Source organism: Methylobacterium sp. CB376 (assembly GCF_029714205.1).
GTDB lineage: Bacteria > Pseudomonadota > Alphaproteobacteria > Rhizobiales > Beijerinckiaceae > Methylobacterium.
The window spans coordinates 3,451,467-3,467,734 of the sequence record NZ_CP121648.1 but is presented as its reverse complement, the minus strand read 5'-3'; the positions used below and the strand labels follow the sequence as shown (position 1 = coordinate 3,467,734).

The following is a 16,268-nucleotide window of genomic DNA, read 5'->3' as shown; positions in this document are numbered from 1 at the left end:
CGCTGTCCGGACGATCACGTCCGGAGAGCGGGTAACAAGCCCGCGCGGCGCCTGAGCGAAGCCCCAATCCGCCATCCCGAAGGGATCGAGCGGATTGGGTATGCCAAGCCCGCGCGGCGCCTGAGCGACGCCGACATCCGCATGGCGGAGCAATCAGCCGGATGTCGGATGACCCGCGGGTGGGTGGCCGGAGGGGCGCCGCGAGGGCGCCCCGTCCCGCTCCTCAGTGCTGGTGCTCCTGCGCGGCCGGCCCGGACGCGCCGATCGCGCCGACCTGGAACGTCACCTTGACGGTGCCGGCCCGCGCGAAGGTCAGCGTGCCCTCGATCGCCTCGCCCGCCTTGGCGGCCCCCGTCAGGTCCATGAACATCAGGTGATAGCCGCCGGGCTTCAGCTCCACGGTCTTGCCGGGCTCGATCGTCAGGCCGCCCTCGACCGGCGCCATCCGCATCACCCCGTTCGCCACCGACATCTCGTGGATCTCGCCGCGGGCCGCGAGGGGGATCGAGGCGCCGACGAGCCGGTCGGGGGCGCTGCCCCGGTTGGTCACCCGCAGGTAGCCGCCCGCCACCTTGGCGCCGCCCGGCGTCCCGCGGATCCACGGCCCCTCGATCGTCAGGTCGCCCGCCTGGATCGCCGGAGCCGCCTGGGCCGCGACCTGTTGGGCCGTGACCGGGGCGGCCGCCACGATCCGCACGCCCGGCGCGGGCGTCTTCAGGTCGTGCGCGTTCTGGCCCGCGGCCGGGATCTCCGTCCAGGCGATGCGCGCCTCGCCGCATTCCTGCCGGACCGGGAAATAGACCGTCTCGCCGGGCTTGAACGCGTCCGAGATCCGGGCCTGGAAGGTGAACTCGTCGAACTGGTCGTCGGGCAGGTTGCCCCCGCTCCAGGTGATCTCCTTGACCCCCTCGCGGATCTCGCCGTGGTAGTGCGGATAGGCGCGGGAATAGGGACCGGTCACGGTGGTGAGCGTCCAGCCGGGCTTCGGCATCGGCTTGGCGCCGACCACGCCCTCCGGCACCGTGACGGTGACCCGGGTGGTGGCCTTGCCGTCGCAGCCATGGCCGATCTGCACCACGGCCCGGTAGGGCTGGTTGGGCCCCGCCTGGCGCCGCTCCAGCACGGCGTGGGCGAGGGCGGGGACGGAGGAGGCGATCAGGAGGGCGGTCAGGCCGCCGCGGAGAAGGCACGACATCGTGGGAATCCGTTCGCGTGAGGGATCGGGGCGGCCCGCGGGGCCGCGGACCGGGGCGGCCGGGCGGCCGCGCTCACGCGAGGGGAGGGCCTCGGGCCGAGGCGGGGCGGGCCGGGGGCCGACTCGCCAGGGCGTGCGCGGCCGGCCGCCAGGCCAGCCGGATCGCCGCCCGCCCCGGGGCGGCCCGGGCCGCGGCCGGGGGAGGCAGGGGCGTCGCCTGCGCCGCGCAGGCGGCCGCGCAGCAGGAATGCGCCGCGAGCGGGCCCGGACGCTCGGCCGCCGGCCCGTGCTCCGCGCAGACCACCCCCGCGGCGCGCGCGGCCGAACCCGGGGCCATGCCGGCGAGGAAGGCCTGCAGCACCAGCCCGTAGAGCGCGAGCACGGCCAGGGGCGCCCGCAGGCGCCGCGGCCACGCGCCCCGCGCGGCGGCGCGCCGCCTCGATGGGTCCTGCGCCGCGCCGCGGCGCCTCGACGGATGCTGCGCCGGCCGCTCCGTCGGCATGGGAGTCGTCATGGGGCTGCTCTAGCCGATCCGGCCGCCCCCCGCCACGCGCGCCCGGTCGCAGAATCGTGACCGTGCCACCGCCTGTTGCCGCAGCGCCGCAGTCCACACCGAAGGCGGCGTCTCCCCGTGACCTGAGCCGTTCCGCCACAATCTGGCCGGGTCGCCATGGAGTCTTAACCGCATCCGGCCACGGTCGGGTCGAGCGGTGACGTGCCGCCCGCCCCGGTCCGTCCTCCCCAAAGGTTCACGAGCTTTCGTCCCATGCTGACACGCGCTTCCCTCAGCGGTTCGCTTGGCCTGGCGCTGCTGACCGCCGTCGCTCTTCCGGCCCTGGCCGAGGAGCGCGGCCTCGCCCAGGCCGAATGGGCGCAGAACTACGATTCCGCCGCCACGATGCGGGTTCAGCGCTCGAACACGCCGATCCTCTCGCCGCAGACGCTCGCCGCGACCGAGCAGATGATCGAGCGCTACCGCGACATCGTCGCCCGCGGCGGCTGGCAGCCGGTCTCCGGCGCCGACCGGCTGCGGGTCGGTACGAAGAGCCCCGCCGTGGTGGCCCTGCGCCAGCGCCTCATCGTCTCGGGCGACCTCGATCCGGCGGCGGGCTCCTCGCCGATCTACGATTCCTACGTCGAGGCGGGGGTGCGCCGGTTCCAGGCCCGGCACGGCCTCAACGAGACCGGCGCGATGAACCTCACCACCGTCCAGGCCATGAACGTGCCGGCGGACGTGCGGCTGCGCCAGCTCGAACTCAACGCCGTGCGGCTGCGCTCCTATTCGGGCAATCTCGGCGCCCGCTACGTGATCGTGAACATCCCGGCCGCCCTGGTCGAGACGGTCGAGGGCGACCACGTCGCGACCCGCCACGCCGCCGGCGTCGGCAAGATCGACCGCCAGTCGCCGATCATGAACGCCAAGATCCAGGAGGTGAACTTCAACCCCTACTGGACCGTCCCGGCTTCTATCATCAAGAAGGACTTGATCCCGAAGATGCAGAAGGAGCCGAACTACCTGACCGACAACAAGATTCGGATCTTCGACGGCGAGCGCGAGATCGCCCCGTCGCAGGTGAACTGGCGCTCCGACGAGGCGACCCGCTACCGCTTCCGCCAGGATCCGGGCGTCGACCTCAACTCGATGGGCTTCGTGCGGATCAACATCCCGAACCCGCACGGCGTCTACATGCACGACACGCCCGCCAAGGGCATCTTCGGCGACGATTTCCGCTTCGTCTCCTCGGGCTGCGTGCGCGTGCAGAACGTGCGCGACTACGTCGCCTGGATCCTGCAGGGGACGCCGCAGGGCAACCCGGAGACGATCGAGGCGATCATCCAGAGCGGCCAGCGCGTCGATGCCCGCCCGCTGGCGCCGATCCCGGTCTACTGGACCTACATCACCGCCTGGTCCACGCCGGACGGCCTCGTGCAGTTCCGCGACGACATCTACAAGCGCGACGGCGTCGGCGCCCCGACCGCCGCGATGACGGCGGCCGCGCAGGCCCCGCGCAACTTCGCGGACGAGGACGACGGCCAGACCAACTGACGCGCCGCGTCCCGCGGAGGTCCGGGCGCGGCCCGGGCCGCGACGCCGATGACCCGGCCCGGGCCTCGCCCGGGCCGTTCCCTTTCGGAGGGCAGCATGGCCGAGCCGGAGACCCGCCTCGACGACCTGGAGATCCGGGTGGCGCACCAGGAGCGGGCTCTCGAGGACCTGAGCCGCATGGTCGCCGCCCAGTGGACCCAGCTCGACCAGCTCGCGCGGCAGGTCGCCGCGCTCCAGGAGCGCCTGCGCGAGATGGCCGAGCGCCCGACCGCGCCCGGCGAGGAGCCGCCACCGCCCCACTACTGACGAACAGCGTCGACGGCGCGCCCGGCCGCTGGCATGCCAAGTTTTTCTGTCAGGGCATTAAGTTTTTCTGTTCTTTGTCTTCCTTGACTTAAAACGGCTTGAGCGGCTACCACGGCGGGGAGATGCCGGGCACCCGGACGGCGCCCGTGGGCGGGCACCGCGCCGGGATCTGCACGGGACGGGATCCCGCGCGCGCGGGCCGCACCCTGATCCGCCGCGGCGGCCCGGGGCCGGTCTTGGCCGCGGTTTCACCCCCGTGTAAAACCCGGCCAACGGGACGACATGGCTCAACCATCCGTCCACGGGACGAAACACTCCAGCAGTCGAGGTCAACATGAGCGCGGGCACCGCCAAGACTCCCCTGTCGAATTCGTTCTTCTCGGCTTCCCTCGCTGACGTCGATCCGGAACTGTCCCGCGCGGTGCAACAGGAGCTCGGCCGGCAGCAGCACGAGATCGAGCTGATCGCCTCCGAGAACATCGTGTCGCGGGCGGTGCTGGAGGCGCAGGGCTCGGTGCTCACCAACAAGTACGCGGAGGGCTATCCGGGCCGCCGCTACTACGGCGGCTGCGAGTTCGTCGACATTGCCGAGAACCTCGCCATCGAGCGCGCCAAGCGCCTGTTCGGCTGCGACTTCGCCAACGTGCAGCCGAATTCCGGCAGCCAGGCGAACCAGGCCGTGTTCATGGCCACGATGCAGCCGGGCGACACCTTCCTGGGCCTCGACCTCGCGGCGGGCGGCCACCTCACCCACGGTGCGCCCCCGAACGTCTCGGGCAAGTGGTTCAAGCCGGTCTCCTACACGGTGCGCCGCGAGGACCAGCGCATCGACATGGAGCAGGTCGCCAAGCTCGCCGAGGAGCACAAGCCCAAGGTGATCATCGCGGGCGGCTCGGGCTATCCCCGCCACTGGGACTTCGCCAAGTTCCGCGAGATCGCCGACAGCGTCGGCGCCGTGTTCTTCGTCGACATGGCCCATTTCGCCGGTCTCGTGGCGGGCGGCGTGCATCCCTCGCCGTTCCCGCACGCCCACGTCGTCACCACGACCACGCACAAGACGCTGCGCGGCCCGCGCGGCGGCATGGTCCTGACGAACGACGAGGCTCTGGCCAAGAAGATCAACTCGGCCGTGTTCCCGGGCCTCCAGGGCGGCCCGCTGATGCACGTCATCGCCGGCAAGGCGGTGGCCTTCGGCGAGGCGCTCTCGCCCGACTTCAAGATCTACGCCAAGCAGGTGGTGGAGAACGCCAAGGCGCTGGCCGACACGATCATCTCGGGCGGCTTCGACATCACCACCGGCGGCACCGACAACCACCTGATGCTGGTGGACATGCGGCCCAAGAACCTGACCGGCAAGGCGGCCGAGGCGGCCCTCTCGCGCGCCGGCATCACCTGCAACAAGAACGGCGTGCCGTTCGACCCGCAGAAGCCGACCGTGACCTCGGGCATCCGCCTCGGCACCCCGGCCGCCACCTCCCGCGGCTTCGGCGTCGCCGAGTTCAAGAAGGTGGGCGAGCTCATCGTGACGGTGCTCGACGGCCTCGCCCGGGCGGGCGAGGCGGGCGACGGCGCGGCCGAGAAGAAGGTGCTGGAGGAGGTCCACGCCCTCACGGACCGCTTCCCCATCTACGCCTGATCGATTAACACGCGATTCGGGGGCCGGGCCCGTGGCAGCGGGCCCGGCCCTCGTCGTTCATGCGCGCCGCCCCGGGCCGGGGGCGCCTCACGGAGGGTCGGCGGTCGATGCGGTGCCCCTATTGCGGCGGCCTCGACACGCAGGTGAAGGATTCCCGGCCGAGCGACGACGCCTCGGCCATCCGGCGCCGCCGGATCTGCCCGGATTGCGGCGGGCGCTTCACCACCTTCGAGCGGGTGCAGCTGCGGGACCTCACCGTGGTGAAGCGCTCGGGGCGCAGGGTCCCGTTCGACCGCGACAAGCTGCAGCGCTCGATCGACGTCGCCCTGCGCAAGCGCCCGGTCGAGGCCGACCGCGTCGAGCGGCTGGTGAGCGGCATCGCCCGCCAGCTCGAGAGCGGCGGCGAGGCGGAGGTGAGCAGCGAGGCGATCGGCGAACTCGTCATGGAGGGGCTGAAGGCCCTCGACGACGTCGCCTACGTGCGCTTCGCCTCGGTCTACAAGAATTTCCGCGAGGCCCGCGACTTCGAGGAGCTGCTCGGGCGCCTCAACGGGGCGGGGCGCCCCGGGGGCGAGCCGGAGCCGCCGGACGAGGCCGCGCCCGGGCCGGCGGCTGCGCCGGGGGAGGGCGGCGAGGCGCCGGCACGGCGCGCCCGGTCGCGCGCGTGAGCGCGTCCGCCGAGCCCGGGCCCGACCGGGCCGAGCCCGGACCCGACCGGCAGGCCTCCCTCGACCGGCGCTACATGCGCCTCGCCCTGGCGCTCGGCCGTCGCCATCTCGGGCGGACCTGGCCGAATCCCTCGGTCGGCGCCGTGCTGGTCGCCGGCCCGCCGGGCGCGGAGCGGATCCTGGCGCAGGGCGTGACCCAGCCCGGCGGGCGACCGCACGCGGAGCGCGTCGCCCTGGCGGAGGCCGGGGAGGCGGCCCGGGGCGCCACGCTCTACGTCACCCTGGAGCCCTGCTCGCATCACGGCCGCACCTCGCCCTGCGCCGACGCGGTGCTGGCGGCGGGCGTCGCCCGGGTGGTGAGCGCCATGAACGACCCGGATCCCCGCGTCGCCGGGCGCGGCCACGGGCGCCTGCGCGCCGGGGGGGTCGCCGTGACGGTCGGTCCCTGCGCCGAGGAGGCCGCCCGCGACCATGCCGGGCACGTGATGCGGGTGACGACGGGCCGGCCGGCCCTCTGCCTCAAGCTCGCCCGCACCGCGGACGGCTTCGCGGCGGGCGGGGCGGGGCGACTCCTGATCACCGGCGCCCTCGCCAACGCCGAGGTTCACCGGCTGCGCGCCCACAGCGACGCGATCCTGGTCGGCATCGGGACGGCGCTCGCGGACGATCCGGCGCTCACCGTGCGCCTGCCGGGCCTCGGCGACCGCTCGCCGCTGCCGGTCGTGCTGGATCCGCAGCTGCAGCTCCCGCCCGGCGCGCGGCTGCTGCGCCCGGGCGGCCGCGCCCAAACCCTGATCCTGGCCGGCGCCGCGGCCCCGCCCGCGGCCGAGCGGGCCCTGCGGGAGGCGGGCGCCGAGGTGCTGCGCCTGCCCGCCGGTCCGGACGGGCGCCCCGACCTCGCCGCCTCCCTGCGCGCGCTCGGCGCGCGGGGCATCACCCGGGTGTTCTGCGAGGGGGGACCGACCCTGGCGGACGCGCTCGCGGCGGCCGACCTCGTCGATTCCTGCCTCCTCCTCACCGGGGCCGCGCCCCTCGGCCAGCCGGGCAAGCCGGCGATCGGCCCGGCCCTCGCGGCCCGCCTCGCCGGCGGCCTGCGCCGCGTCGCCGAGCGGCCCCTCGGCCCGGACCGCCTCACCACCTACGCGCGGAGTTCCTCATGTTCACCGGCCTCGTCTCCGACGTCGGACGGGTGATCGCCGTCGAGGGCGGCGACCGCCTGCGGCGCATCACCATCGCCTGCGGCTACGATCCCGCCACGATCGCGGTGGGCGCCTCGATCGCCTGTTCGGGCCCGTGCCTGACGGCGGTGGAGATCGTCCCGCAGGAGGGCGGCTGCCGCTTCACGGTCGACGCCGCGGCCGAGACGCTCGCCCGCACCACGGCCGGCGCGTGGCAGCCGGGCACCCGCCTCAACCTGGAGCGGTCGCTGCGCATGGGCGACGAGCTCGGCGGCCACCTCGTCACGGGACACGTCGACGGCCTCGCCGAGATCCTGGCGCGGGAGGCGGTCACGGGCGGGGAGGGCGACGCCTCCGCGGCGAGCGACCGCTTCGTGCTCCGCGCCCCGCCCGACCTCGCGCGCTTCATCGCCGAGAAGGGCTCGGTCAGCCTCGACGGCACCTCCCTCACCGTGAACGGCGTCGCGGGCGACACCTTCACGGTCCTGCTGATCCCCCACACCCTGGCGGCGACGACCTGGGGCGAGCGCCGGGCCGGCGACCGGGTCAACCTGGAAGTGGATCTGATCGCCCGCTACGCCGCCCGCCTCGCTGAGGCGCAAGCCGCGCGCTGAGCGCGCTCGCCCAGGCCCAAGCCGCGCGCTGAGCGCGCTCGCCGAGGCGCAAGGGGCGCGCCTCTCCCGGCAACGCGGCGGCATCGCGGCGCGCGCTCAGCGCGTCGCCCTCTCGAGGAAGCGCACCAGGGCCTCGCGGTCGCGGGGATCCCCGATCGTCTGCTCGGGCATCTTGGTGCCTGGCGTGTAGCGCGACGGCCCGACCTCGAAGAGCCGCGCCACCGTCTCGGGGGACCAGACGAGGTCGAGGCGGCGCAACGCTTCCGAGTAACCGTAACCGGGGGCGGTGGCGATCCGGCGGCCGAAGATCCCGTGCAGCGTCGGCCCGGCGCGGTTGCCGCCGTCCGGCCCGAGCGTGTGGCAGGCCGCGCAGGCGCGGAACACCTCCGCGCCCCGCTCGCCCCGGAAGGCGGCGAGTCCGTCCGCCGGGGCCGCCATCGCCAGCGGGCCGATCGGCTCGCCGGTGCGCAGGTCCCAGCGGCGCACCAGCCGGTCGCTCCCGCCGGTGAGCAATTCCTGGTCCGAGCGGAAAGCGAGGGACCAGACCGGCAGGCCCGGACCGACCAGGGTGAACAGGACCTTGGCGGCGCGCCGATCGATGATCGCCACCGCGCCCCCGACCGTCGCGGCGGCGATCCGGCCGCCATCGGGCGAGACCGCGAGCGCGATGACCGGGCGGGGCGGGATCGCCACCGCGGCGCGCTCGCGCCCGTCCGGGCCGAGGAGGCGCACGGTGCCGTCGGCGCCCGCCGCGGCGATCTCGCCGTCCGGCGCGGTCGCCACCGCGTTGAGCGGCGTCGGCAGCGTGACGGTCAGGGCGGGCCCGTCTTCCGGGACGACGCGCAGCGCCGCGTCGTACCCCACCGTGACGAGGCGGCCGTCGGGCAGGAAGGCGACCCCGTTCACGTTGCCGCGATGCTCGCTCGCCACCCGCCCGGGCCGGTCAGGGGCCGGCCCGTCCGCGCCCGGCAGCGGGCGGATCCGCGCCGTCCCGTCCCAGGAGGCGGAGGCGAGCCGCGCCCCGTCCGGCGAGACGGCGAGCCCGGCGATCGGCCCCGCATGGTCCGCGAACACCGCGACGGGCTCGGCGCTGCCGAGCCGCCAGAGCGCGACGCGGCCATCCTCGCCCCCGGTCGCCATCCGCCCGTCGGGCAGCGCCGCGGCCGCGTTCACGGCACCGTCGTGGAAGCGCAGTACCGCCAGCGCGGCGCCCTCGTCGATGGCCCAGAGGATCGCGGATTGATCGAAGCTCCCCGAGATCGCGACGCGCCCGTCCGGCGATACCGCGAGCGCCCGCACCGGGCCGCCATGGCCGCGCAGGGGCGCCTCCGCCCGGGCCGGCAGGGCGACGAGGACCAGAAGGACAAAAAGTGTTCGCAGGGTCATGCGGAACGGCGATCGCGGGCCGAAGCGGGCCCGCCATCAAACCGGAAGCGCCGCGCCGCCGCAACCGCGCGGTCCGATCGCATCACGCGCGAGAGGAACCTGCGCGAGGCGCCGGTGTAGATAGGACGACGCCCTCGCCGCCCGGAGATCCCCTCCTGTCCGAGCTCCCCGCATCCTCGCCGGATCGCGCGCCTCGCCGCGGGCTCCCCGGCTGCGCCAACGACGAAGGCCGCAGCGAGGCGGCCTCGCTGCGGCGCGATCGCGTCGCGGGTCCCGCCGGGCCGTCACGCGGCCGGCGAGCATGATCGCGCGAGGGACGCGCCGCGCCGCGCCGGGCGTCCCCCGCCAGCGCCCGTCAGGCGCTCGCCTTGGCCTTGCCGTAGCTGCGCAGGGCCTCGAGGGCGCGCTCGATCTCCGCCTTCTGGTTCTCCAGATGGGCGATCTGCTCCTCGACCTGCGCCGGGGTCAGGGCCAGGGTGGGCGTGGTGCCGCCCTCGCCGATCTCCTCGCCGTCCACCATGGCGGCGATCTCGCGAAGCGTGAACCCGAGTTCCTTCCCCCGCAGGATCGTGGCGAGGCGGCTGCGGTCCTCCTCGGTGTAGAGCCGCGTGGTGCCGCGCCGCTGCGGGTGCAGAAGGCCCTTCGCCTCGTAGAACCGCAGGGCCCGGAGCGTCACGCCGAACTCTTCCGCCAGATCACCGATCGTCAGTGTCGCGGGGGCGGTGTGCCGGCTCGAGGCGCTGCGCCCCGACCGCGAAGCGGGGGTGTTCGTCCGTCCGGAGGCCATCCTCATCGTTTCCCCCTGTCGTTCATATGCCATCCAACAACCCCGCATTTTGCGTCGAGGCCCGGGCGCCCCTACGCCGCGCCCGGCCGGAACTATGACACAAAGAAGGTCACCTGACCTACCTTAGGGAAAGGTAACGTCAACTTGGGCGTGTGTTATTTACGGTAAAATGCCCAATGTATCAACACGTTGCCGAGAATTTCAGCTTACCGTTTCGTGGTGCCGCAGGCGGCCTCACCGCTGGCGGGCCGGGCGTCGCGACGCACCAGCTCGATCTGTGGTTGTGAACAAAAATCACTCAATTCGCTGTGCGGGTGGTCGTGCGACTCGCCGGATCGGCCGGCGATCCGGGCCGCGGAGGCCCACTTAACACCTTGTTTACTGTGATTGGGACAAAGTCCGGCTCGGGGTCCCCGTACCTCAACCCGTTGACTATGCCTTCATCGTTGCTTCGGGCGAGGCACCTGCCCCTCCGCCCATACGGCGACGGCGCCGCGCCGATCCTCACAGGTCCCGAGCCGCTCATGAGACGGAACGCTCCCCCCAGCCTCGACGCCTTCGACCCCGATGTCCGGGACGCCGCGCGGGAAGCGGCCCGCCGTGCCGGCCTCTCGGTCGAGGAGTGGCTCGCCGCGGCGATGTCTCAGGAAACCGCCCGCGCGGGCGGGAAATCGCGAGCCCGGGACGGCCGCGCACCCGCCCGCGGCAACGGGCGCCCCGAGGCCAGGGACTGGCCGACCCGCCCCGAATCGCGGCGCGGCGCGGCCCCCGCGGGCCAATCCGCCGCGGGCCAAGCGCCCGCAGGCCAAGCGCCCGCAGGCCATGCCGCCGCAGGCCATGCCCCGGCAGGGGGGCCGCAGCCCGCCGGCATCCGCCCACAGACTCAGGACTTGAGCGGCGCCTTCGCGGCGATGACCCGCCGCCTGGACGAGATCGACCGCCGCCTCGACGAGAGCCTCGACGGTGCGGACCGGACCGTGGCCCGCGCCGTCCAGGGACTCGAGACCCGGCTGGCCCATCTCCTGCGCGAGCAGCCCGGGGCGTCGCATCCGGCGCACCTGCACGACGTCCTGCGCGAGGAGCTCGACCGGCGGCTCGCCGAGAGCCGCGAGGCCGTCGACCAAGCGGTGCTCCGCGCCGTCGACGGTCTCGAAGGGCGCCTTCAGGCGGTGCTGCGGGCGAGCGTCGGCAGTTCCGACACCGCCGCCCTCCAGGAGATGCTGAAGCAGTTCGAGGCGCGCATCACCTCTCTGGGCGAGCGCATCGCGGCGAGCGGCCAGAGGCCGATCGGCCGCCGCGGCGTGCCGGTGCAGGAGGAGCTGCGGGCCGCCGTCGCGGAGATCCGCGAGCGCCAGCAGCAACTCGACGCCGGCGAGTCAGCCGACGACGTGGTCGACGCGATGCGCCGCGATCTCACCCGCGCGGCGGATTCCGCCGCGGCGGCCACCGTCGCGCTCTCCCCGGCCATCGCCGGGCTCCAGGCCGAGACGACGCGCCTGCGCGAGGCGGTGACCGGCCTCGCCACGAGCCGCGACCTCGGCGCGATGGAGCAGGCGATCCGCACCCTCGCCGACGAGGTGCAGCGGGCCCGCCAGCCCGAGGACCTCGCGGCCGTGGTCGGCCCGATCGACCTCATGCGGGTCCAGGTCGGCCGGCTCGCCGACGACGTGGCCGCCGATGTCCACGGCCGCCTCGCGCAGGATCTCGAGCGCCTCTCGCGCAAGATCGACGGCGCCCTCGGCTCCGCCGATGCGGGCAGCCTCGCCAACCGGGACGCGATCGCCAGCCTCTTCCGCGAACTCGACGGGATCCGCCAGCAACTCGCGAGCCTGGCCGCGCCCGAGCGCATCCAGAGCCTCGCGCGCTCCGTCGAGGAGGTGAATGCCCGGGTCGCCGCGCTCACGAGCGGCGTCGCCGAGCAGCGCCCGCTGGTGGCCGAGATCAGGCCGCTCCTGGAGGAGATCCGCAGCGGCCTGCGGGCGCCGGACGAGGCCCCGCCCGCCATCACCCGCGGCCTCGCGGATCTCGACCGCAAGCTCGACGCCCTGCGCGAGCAGGCCGCCGCGCACGCCTCCGCCAAGGAGCCGGCCGCCACGGACGACATCATCGGGCGCATCGAGGCCCTGTCCGAGAAGGTGGACAGGGTCGCGAGCGCCGGCTCCGGCGGCGTGATCGAGCGGCTCGACGAGATCGGCGCCTCCCTGCGCCGGCCCGCCATGGCCGGGGGCGACCTCGCCTCGATCCACGGCATGCTGCGCAGCCTCGCCGACAAGCTCGACCGGATCGGCGACGGCTCCGGCGGCGAGGGGCTCGACGGCCTGGAGAAGCAGGTGCTGGCGCTCGCGGCGCGCCTCGACACGCGCGGCCGCGATCCGGCCCTGGCCGGGCTGGAGCGCACCATGAGCGACCTGCTCGCCCAGGTGGCCCAGCTGCGCGACGAGGCGCCGATCCAGGCCGCCGCCGAGCGGGCCGCCCGCCACGCGGTCGCCGACACGATCGGCGCGGGCCTGCCCGGGACGGCGGGACCGGCGGCGGACCAGCTCAGCGCCCTTCAGGCCACCCTGACGGAGCTGCGCGCGCAGCAGGAGGCCTCCGAGCGCCGCATGCAGGCGACCATGGAGGGCGTCCACACGGCCCTGGAGAGCTTGGTCTCGCGCCTGTCGCAGATCGAGGCGGAGCGCCCGCTCGGGGCGGCGGCCCGGCGCCGGGAGGCGCCGGTGCGCGAGGCGCTGCAGGAGAGCACCGCGCTCCCGGCCGCCGCGGCGCCGTCCGCCGCGCGGGCCCCCCAGGCGCCCGCGGCCCCCCAGGCGCCCGCGGCCGCCCAGGCGCCGGCCGCCGTGCCGCCGAGCGAGGAGATGCTGGAGCCCGGGGCCAGCCGGCCGCGTCCGCCGCGCCCGGCCCCCGGAACGGCCGAGCCGGTCCCGGAGCTTCCGCCCGCGGACATCAAGGCGAACTTCATCGCGGCGGCCCGCCGCGCCGCGCAGGCCGCCGCCGTCGAGGCCGCGGGCGGCAAGGCCGGTTCCCGCGCGGCGCGGGCGGCCGCCCGGGACGAGCGGAGCCCCCGTCCGGAGATCGCTGCCGGGCCGGGGCTGGTGGGCCAGCTGCGCGCGACCATGGAGCGCCGTCGCCGGCCGCTGCTCCTCGGCCTCGCCGCCGTGGTTCTGGCCCTCGGCGCCCTGCAGGCGCTGAACGGCTCCGGCGGCGCGCCCGAGCAGGCCGCCCCCGTCCCCACCGTCGCCGCCGCCAAGCCGCAGCCCGAGGCGACGCCCGGCGATCCGTCCACCACCCAGGCGCTCGGCGAGGTGCCGGCCCCGGCGCGCGAGCCCGCGGCGACGGCCGCCCGTCCCGACCCGGCGCCCGAGAAGGCGCCGGTTCCTAAGGTGGCGGCCGCCGCCTCCCTGGCCCCGGACCTCGCCGGCCTGCCCCCCTCGCTCGCCAGCCTGCGCCAGGCGGCCCTGGAGGGGGACGGCGCCGCCCTCTACGAGATCGCGAGCCGCGAGGCCGACGGCCGCGGCATGGTGAGGGATCTCACCCTGGCGGCCAAGCTGTTCGAGCGCCTCGGCGCGAGCGGCTACGCGCCGGCCCAGTACCGGCTCGGCAGCCAGTACGAGAAGGGCATGGGCGTCACCCGCGACGCCGCCCAGGCCCGGCAATGGTACGGGAAAGCCGCCGACCAGGGGCATGTCCGGGCCATGCACAATCTCGCGGTGCTGCTCGCGGAATCGGGCGCCCCCGGCGGCAAGCCCGATTACGGCGCGGCCGCGACCTGGTTCCGCCGCGCGGCGGAGCACGGCGTGCGCGACAGCCAGTACAACCTGGCGGTGCTGCTCGCCCGCGGCCTCGGCGTGCCTCAGGACCTCCCGCAATCCTACGGCTGGTTCGCGGCGGCGGCGGCCCAGGGCGACGAGGATGCCGGGCGCAAGCGCGACGAGGTCGCGGCCAAGCTCCCGGCCAAGGACCTCGCCGGCGCGAAGGCCGCCGCGGAGGCGTGGAAACCGAAGCCCGCGGACCCGGCCGTGAACGACCCGCCCGCGTCGCAGGGCGAACCGGCCGCCCAGGCCGCCGGCCCGGTCTCCCTGATCGGCGCGCCGCCCCCCAGCCTGGGCGCGCCGCGCCGCTCCGAGGCGAAGCCGGCCGGGAAGTTCACCGGGACCGGAGTGTAGTCGGACGGGCCGGCACCGCCTCGCGCGGCCAGCCGCCCCGGTCACGCTCCGTTCATCGGGCCCCACCTAGCCTCGGGATTCCTCCGCCCGGACGTCGCGCCCGTGCAGATCTACCTCCCGATCGCCGAGATGCCCGTGAGCGTGCTGATGCTCCTCGGGCTCGGCGCGGCCGTGGGATTCGTCTCGGGAGTGTTCGGGATCGGCGGCGGCTTCCTGATGACGCCGATCCTGATCGTGCTCGGGATCCCGCCCGCCATCGCGGTCGCCACCCAGACGGCGCCCATCGTCGCCTCCTCCACCACGAGCGTGCTCGCCGCCCTGCGCCGCGGCGCCCTGGACATCCGGCTCGGCCTGGTCCTCGTCGGCGGCGGGCTCCTCGGCACGGCGCTCGGGGTCTGGTTCTTCGCGGCGATGCGCCGGGCCGGGCAACTCGACCTGTTCATCACCCTCGCCTACGTGACGCTGTTCTCGGTCGTGGGCGGGCTGATGCTGAGGGAATCCCTGCGCGACCTGTGGGCGCGCCGGGGCGGCCGCGCCGCGCCGCCGCGCGCGGGGCGCGAGCATCCCGCCTACATGGCCTGGCCCCTGCGGATGCGCTTCCCGCGCTCGCGCCTCTACGCGAGCGTGCTGCCCATCCTCGGCCTCGCCCTCTTCGTCGGGTTCGCGGGCGCGGTGCTCGGCATCGGCGGCGGCTTCATCCTGGTGCCGGCTCTGCTCTACCTGCTGCGGGTCCCGACCGGCGTCGTCGTCGGCACCTCGCAGTTCCAGATCCTGTGGACGACCTTCGTGGCACTGGTGCTGCACGCGGTGCAGAACCAAGCGGTCGACATCGTACTGGCGGTGATCCTGATCGCCGGCAGCGTGTTCGGCGCCCAGTTCGGGGCGCGGCTCGGCCGCAACCTGCGGGCGGATACGTTCCGGCTGCTCCTCGCCGTGCTGGTCCTGGCGGTGGACCTGCGCTTCGTGCTCGAACTCGCCCTGCATCCGGCCGAGCCCTTCTCGATCGCTGCGGTCGAGGGCCGCTGATGGCGGCGCGGGCCCGATCGCGCCCGGCCCGATCGCGCCCGGCCCAACTCCGCCCGGTCCTGGTCCGCCTGGGCCTCGCCGCGGGCCTCGCCGCGCTCGCCGCCCCGGCCGCCGCCGAGAGCCTGGTCGTCAGCCTGTCCTTCACGCGCCTCGCCGTCACCTCGACCTACGCGGGCGCCTCGCTCGCGGTGTTCGGCGCGATCGAGCGGGACGGGCAGGCGGCGGCCCGGCAGGGGCGCTACGACGTGGTGATCACGGTCCGGGGCCCGCGCCAGTCGCTCACCGTGCGCGAGAGGCAGGCCCTCGGCCCGCTCTGGGTCAACCGCGCGCAGCAGAAATTCGCCGAGGTGCCCGCCTTCCTGGCCGTCCTCGCGTCGCGGCCACTGGCCGAGGTGGCGGACGCTGCCACCCGCCGCCGCCTGCGGCTCGGGCTGCAGGCCATCGTCGAATCGCCCGACCTGACCGCGGCCCCCTCGGACGACGATCCGTTCCGGGAGGCGCTGCTGCGCCTGCGCCGCCGGGCGCGGCTCTTCGTGGAGAACGAGGACGGCGCGCGCTTCCTGTCGCCCTCCGTGTTCCGCGCCACCGTGGCGCTCCCGGCCGCGGCGCCGGTCGGCACCTACGACGTCGCGGTCACGCTGCTCTCCGGGACGGTGCCCCTGGCACAGGAGAGCCTGCGCTTCGACCTCGTGAAGACCGGCATCGAGGCCAGCCTCGCCGGCATCGCCCGGGACTGGTCCCTGCTCTACGGTATCGGGACGGGCGCGCTCGCGCTGCTGTCCGGCTGGATCGCCAGCCTGATCTTCCGGAGGGACTGAATGGACCGCGACGCACCCGCCCCGGCCGGGGCCCTCGTCCTCGGCGCAGCCGGGCTGATCCCGTTCCTCGGCCTCGCCCTGCTGCTGCTCCTCGGCCGGGGCGAGGTGGCCGGGCTCGCCGTGCGGCCGGCCCTCGCCGCCTACGCGGCCGTGATCGCCTCCTTCCTGGGCGGGATCCGCTGGGGCGCCGCTTCGCGCGGGGGCCGCCAGGCGGACTACGTCGTCGCCGTGGCGCCCTCCCTCCTGGCCTGGGCGGCGCTCGCCGCCCCGGCCCCGTGGGACCTGCGCCTGCTCGGCGCCCTGGTGCTGATCTGGGGCGCGATCGACCAGGACATGCCGCGCCGCGGCCTCGTGCCCCGCTGGCTCGGGCGGCTGCGCCTCGCCCTGTCGGGCGTCGCCGGCTTCGCGCTCCTCGCCGCGGGCTATCTCGCCGGGTGAGGAGCA

14 protein-coding genes are annotated in these 16,268 nt (G+C 75.0%); 10 read left to right on the top strand and 4 right to left on the bottom strand.

The window, feature by feature from the left end:
* Positions 1-223 precede the first annotated feature (223 nt).
* Together QA634_RS15760 and QA634_RS15755 are read right to left on the bottom strand one after the other, a co-directional pair.
* On the bottom strand, positions 224-1,195 hold the full coding sequence (locus QA634_RS15760; RefSeq protein WP_012332918.1) for a DUF1775 domain-containing protein: 972 nt from the start codon (positions 1,193-1,195) through the stop codon (positions 224-226).
* Positions 1,196-1,268: 73 nt separating this feature from the next.
* Entirely contained in the window at positions 1,269-1,709 is a 441-nt protein-coding gene (locus tag QA634_RS15755; RefSeq protein WP_012332917.1) for a hypothetical protein, read from the bottom strand.
* 252 nt (positions 1,710-1,961) lie between these two features.
* Between QA634_RS15755 and QA634_RS15750 the strand changes: the two genes are divergently transcribed.
* The 6 genes from QA634_RS15750 (at position 1,962) to QA634_RS15725 (ending at position 7,644) form a co-directional block, all read left to right on the top strand.
* Entirely contained in the window at positions 1,962-3,242 is a 1,281-nt protein-coding gene (locus QA634_RS15750) for a L,D-transpeptidase family protein (RefSeq protein ID WP_012332916.1), read from the top strand.
* Positions 3,243-3,338: 96 nt separating this feature from the next.
* Positions 3,339-3,548 carry a SlyX family protein gene (locus QA634_RS15745; protein ID WP_012332915.1) on the top strand — a complete coding sequence of 70 codons (210 nt, stop codon included), beginning with the start codon at positions 3,339-3,341 and terminating at the stop codon, positions 3,546-3,548.
* A gap of 334 nt (positions 3,549-3,882) precedes the next feature.
* The gene (glyA, locus tag QA634_RS15740) at positions 3,883-5,184 is read left to right on the top strand and encodes a serine hydroxymethyltransferase (RefSeq protein WP_012332914.1); all 1,302 of its coding nucleotides are present in this window, start codon (positions 3,883-3,885) and stop codon (positions 5,182-5,184) included.
* Between the two features lie 107 nt (positions 5,185-5,291).
* The gene (gene nrdR, locus QA634_RS15735; RefSeq protein WP_012332913.1) at positions 5,292-5,852 is read left to right on the top strand and encodes a transcriptional regulator NrdR; all 561 of its coding nucleotides are present in this window, start codon (positions 5,292-5,294) and stop codon (positions 5,850-5,852) included.
* On the top strand, positions 5,849-7,045 hold the full coding sequence (ribD, locus tag QA634_RS15730; RefSeq protein ID WP_012332912.1) for a bifunctional diaminohydroxyphosphoribosylaminopyrimidine deaminase/5-amino-6-(5-phosphoribosylamino)uracil reductase RibD: 1,197 nt from the start codon (positions 5,849-5,851) through the stop codon (positions 7,043-7,045). The genes nrdR and ribD overlap by 4 nt, the downstream gene beginning before the upstream one ends.
* The gene (locus tag QA634_RS15725; protein WP_012332911.1) at positions 7,009-7,644 is read left to right on the top strand and encodes a riboflavin synthase; all 636 of its coding nucleotides are present in this window, start codon (positions 7,009-7,011) and stop codon (positions 7,642-7,644) included. Before ribD ends, QA634_RS15725 begins: the two co-directional genes overlap by 37 nt.
* Positions 7,645-7,740: 96 nt before the next feature.
* Here QA634_RS15725 and QA634_RS15720 read toward each other — a convergent pair whose 3' ends face one another.
* Both QA634_RS15720 and QA634_RS15715 read right to left on the bottom strand, forming a co-directional pair.
* Positions 7,741-9,030, bottom strand: coding sequence for a c-type cytochrome (locus QA634_RS15720; protein ID WP_012332910.1), 1,290 nt, complete (start codon positions 9,028-9,030; stop codon positions 7,741-7,743).
* 355 nt (positions 9,031-9,385) lie between these two features.
* On the bottom strand, positions 9,386-9,739 hold the full coding sequence (locus QA634_RS15715) for a MerR family transcriptional regulator (protein ID WP_265576649.1): 354 nt from the start codon (positions 9,737-9,739) through the stop codon (positions 9,386-9,388).
* Positions 9,740-10,251: 512 nt separating this feature from the next.
* Here QA634_RS15715 and QA634_RS15710 point away from each other — a divergent pair.
* The 4 genes from QA634_RS15710 (at position 10,252) to QA634_RS15695 (ending at position 16,262) form a co-directional block, all read left to right on the top strand.
* Positions 10,252-13,980, top strand: coding sequence for an SEL1-like repeat protein (locus QA634_RS15710; RefSeq protein WP_012332908.1), 3,729 nt, complete (start codon positions 10,252-10,254; stop codon positions 13,978-13,980).
* 102 nt (positions 13,981-14,082) lie between these two features.
* On the top strand, positions 14,083-15,006 hold the full coding sequence (locus tag QA634_RS15705; protein ID WP_012332907.1) for a sulfite exporter TauE/SafE family protein: 924 nt from the start codon (positions 14,083-14,085) through the stop codon (positions 15,004-15,006).
* Positions 15,006-15,824, top strand: a complete 819-nt coding sequence (locus QA634_RS15700) for a TIGR02186 family protein (protein ID WP_012332906.1) — start codon at positions 15,006-15,008, stop codon at positions 15,822-15,824. The genes QA634_RS15705 and QA634_RS15700 overlap by 1 nt, the downstream gene beginning before the upstream one ends.
* Positions 15,825-16,262 (top strand): DUF3429 domain-containing protein, encoded by a 438-nt coding sequence (locus QA634_RS15695; RefSeq protein WP_012332905.1) that lies wholly within the window; start codon positions 15,825-15,827, stop codon positions 16,260-16,262.
* Positions 16,263-16,268: the final 6 nt, after the last annotated feature.

What these genes read in the sequence shown, in the direction of transcription:
- QA634_RS15725 (WP_012332911.1), top strand. Translation starts at nt 7,009, where the DNA reads ATGTTCACCGGCCTCGTCTCCGACGTCGGACGGGTGATCGCCGTCGAG.
- QA634_RS15760 (WP_012332918.1), bottom strand. Translation starts at nt 1,195, where the DNA reads ATGTCGTGCCTTCTCCGCGGCGGCCTGACCGCCCTCCTGATCGCCTCC.
- QA634_RS15700 (WP_012332906.1), top strand. Translation starts at nt 15,006, where the DNA reads ATGGCGGCGCGGGCCCGATCGCGCCCGGCCCGATCGCGCCCGGCCCAA.
- glyA (WP_012332914.1), top strand. Translation starts at nt 3,883, where the DNA reads ATGAGCGCGGGCACCGCCAAGACTCCCCTGTCGAATTCGTTCTTCTCG.
- QA634_RS15745 (WP_012332915.1), top strand. Translation starts at nt 3,339, where the DNA reads ATGGCCGAGCCGGAGACCCGCCTCGACGACCTGGAGATCCGGGTGGCG.
- QA634_RS15710 (WP_012332908.1), top strand. Translation starts at nt 10,252, where the DNA reads ATGCCTTCATCGTTGCTTCGGGCGAGGCACCTGCCCCTCCGCCCATAC.
- QA634_RS15755 (WP_012332917.1), bottom strand. Translation starts at nt 1,709, where the DNA reads ATGACGACTCCCATGCCGACGGAGCGGCCGGCGCAGCATCCGTCGAGG.
- QA634_RS15720 (WP_012332910.1), bottom strand. Translation starts at nt 9,030, where the DNA reads ATGACCCTGCGAACACTTTTTGTCCTTCTGGTCCTCGTCGCCCTGCCG.
- QA634_RS15750 (WP_012332916.1), top strand. Translation starts at nt 1,962, where the DNA reads ATGCTGACACGCGCTTCCCTCAGCGGTTCGCTTGGCCTGGCGCTGCTG.
- QA634_RS15695 (WP_012332905.1), top strand. Translation starts at nt 15,825, where the DNA reads ATGGACCGCGACGCACCCGCCCCGGCCGGGGCCCTCGTCCTCGGCGCA.
- nrdR (WP_012332913.1), top strand. Translation starts at nt 5,292, where the DNA reads ATGCGGTGCCCCTATTGCGGCGGCCTCGACACGCAGGTGAAGGATTCC.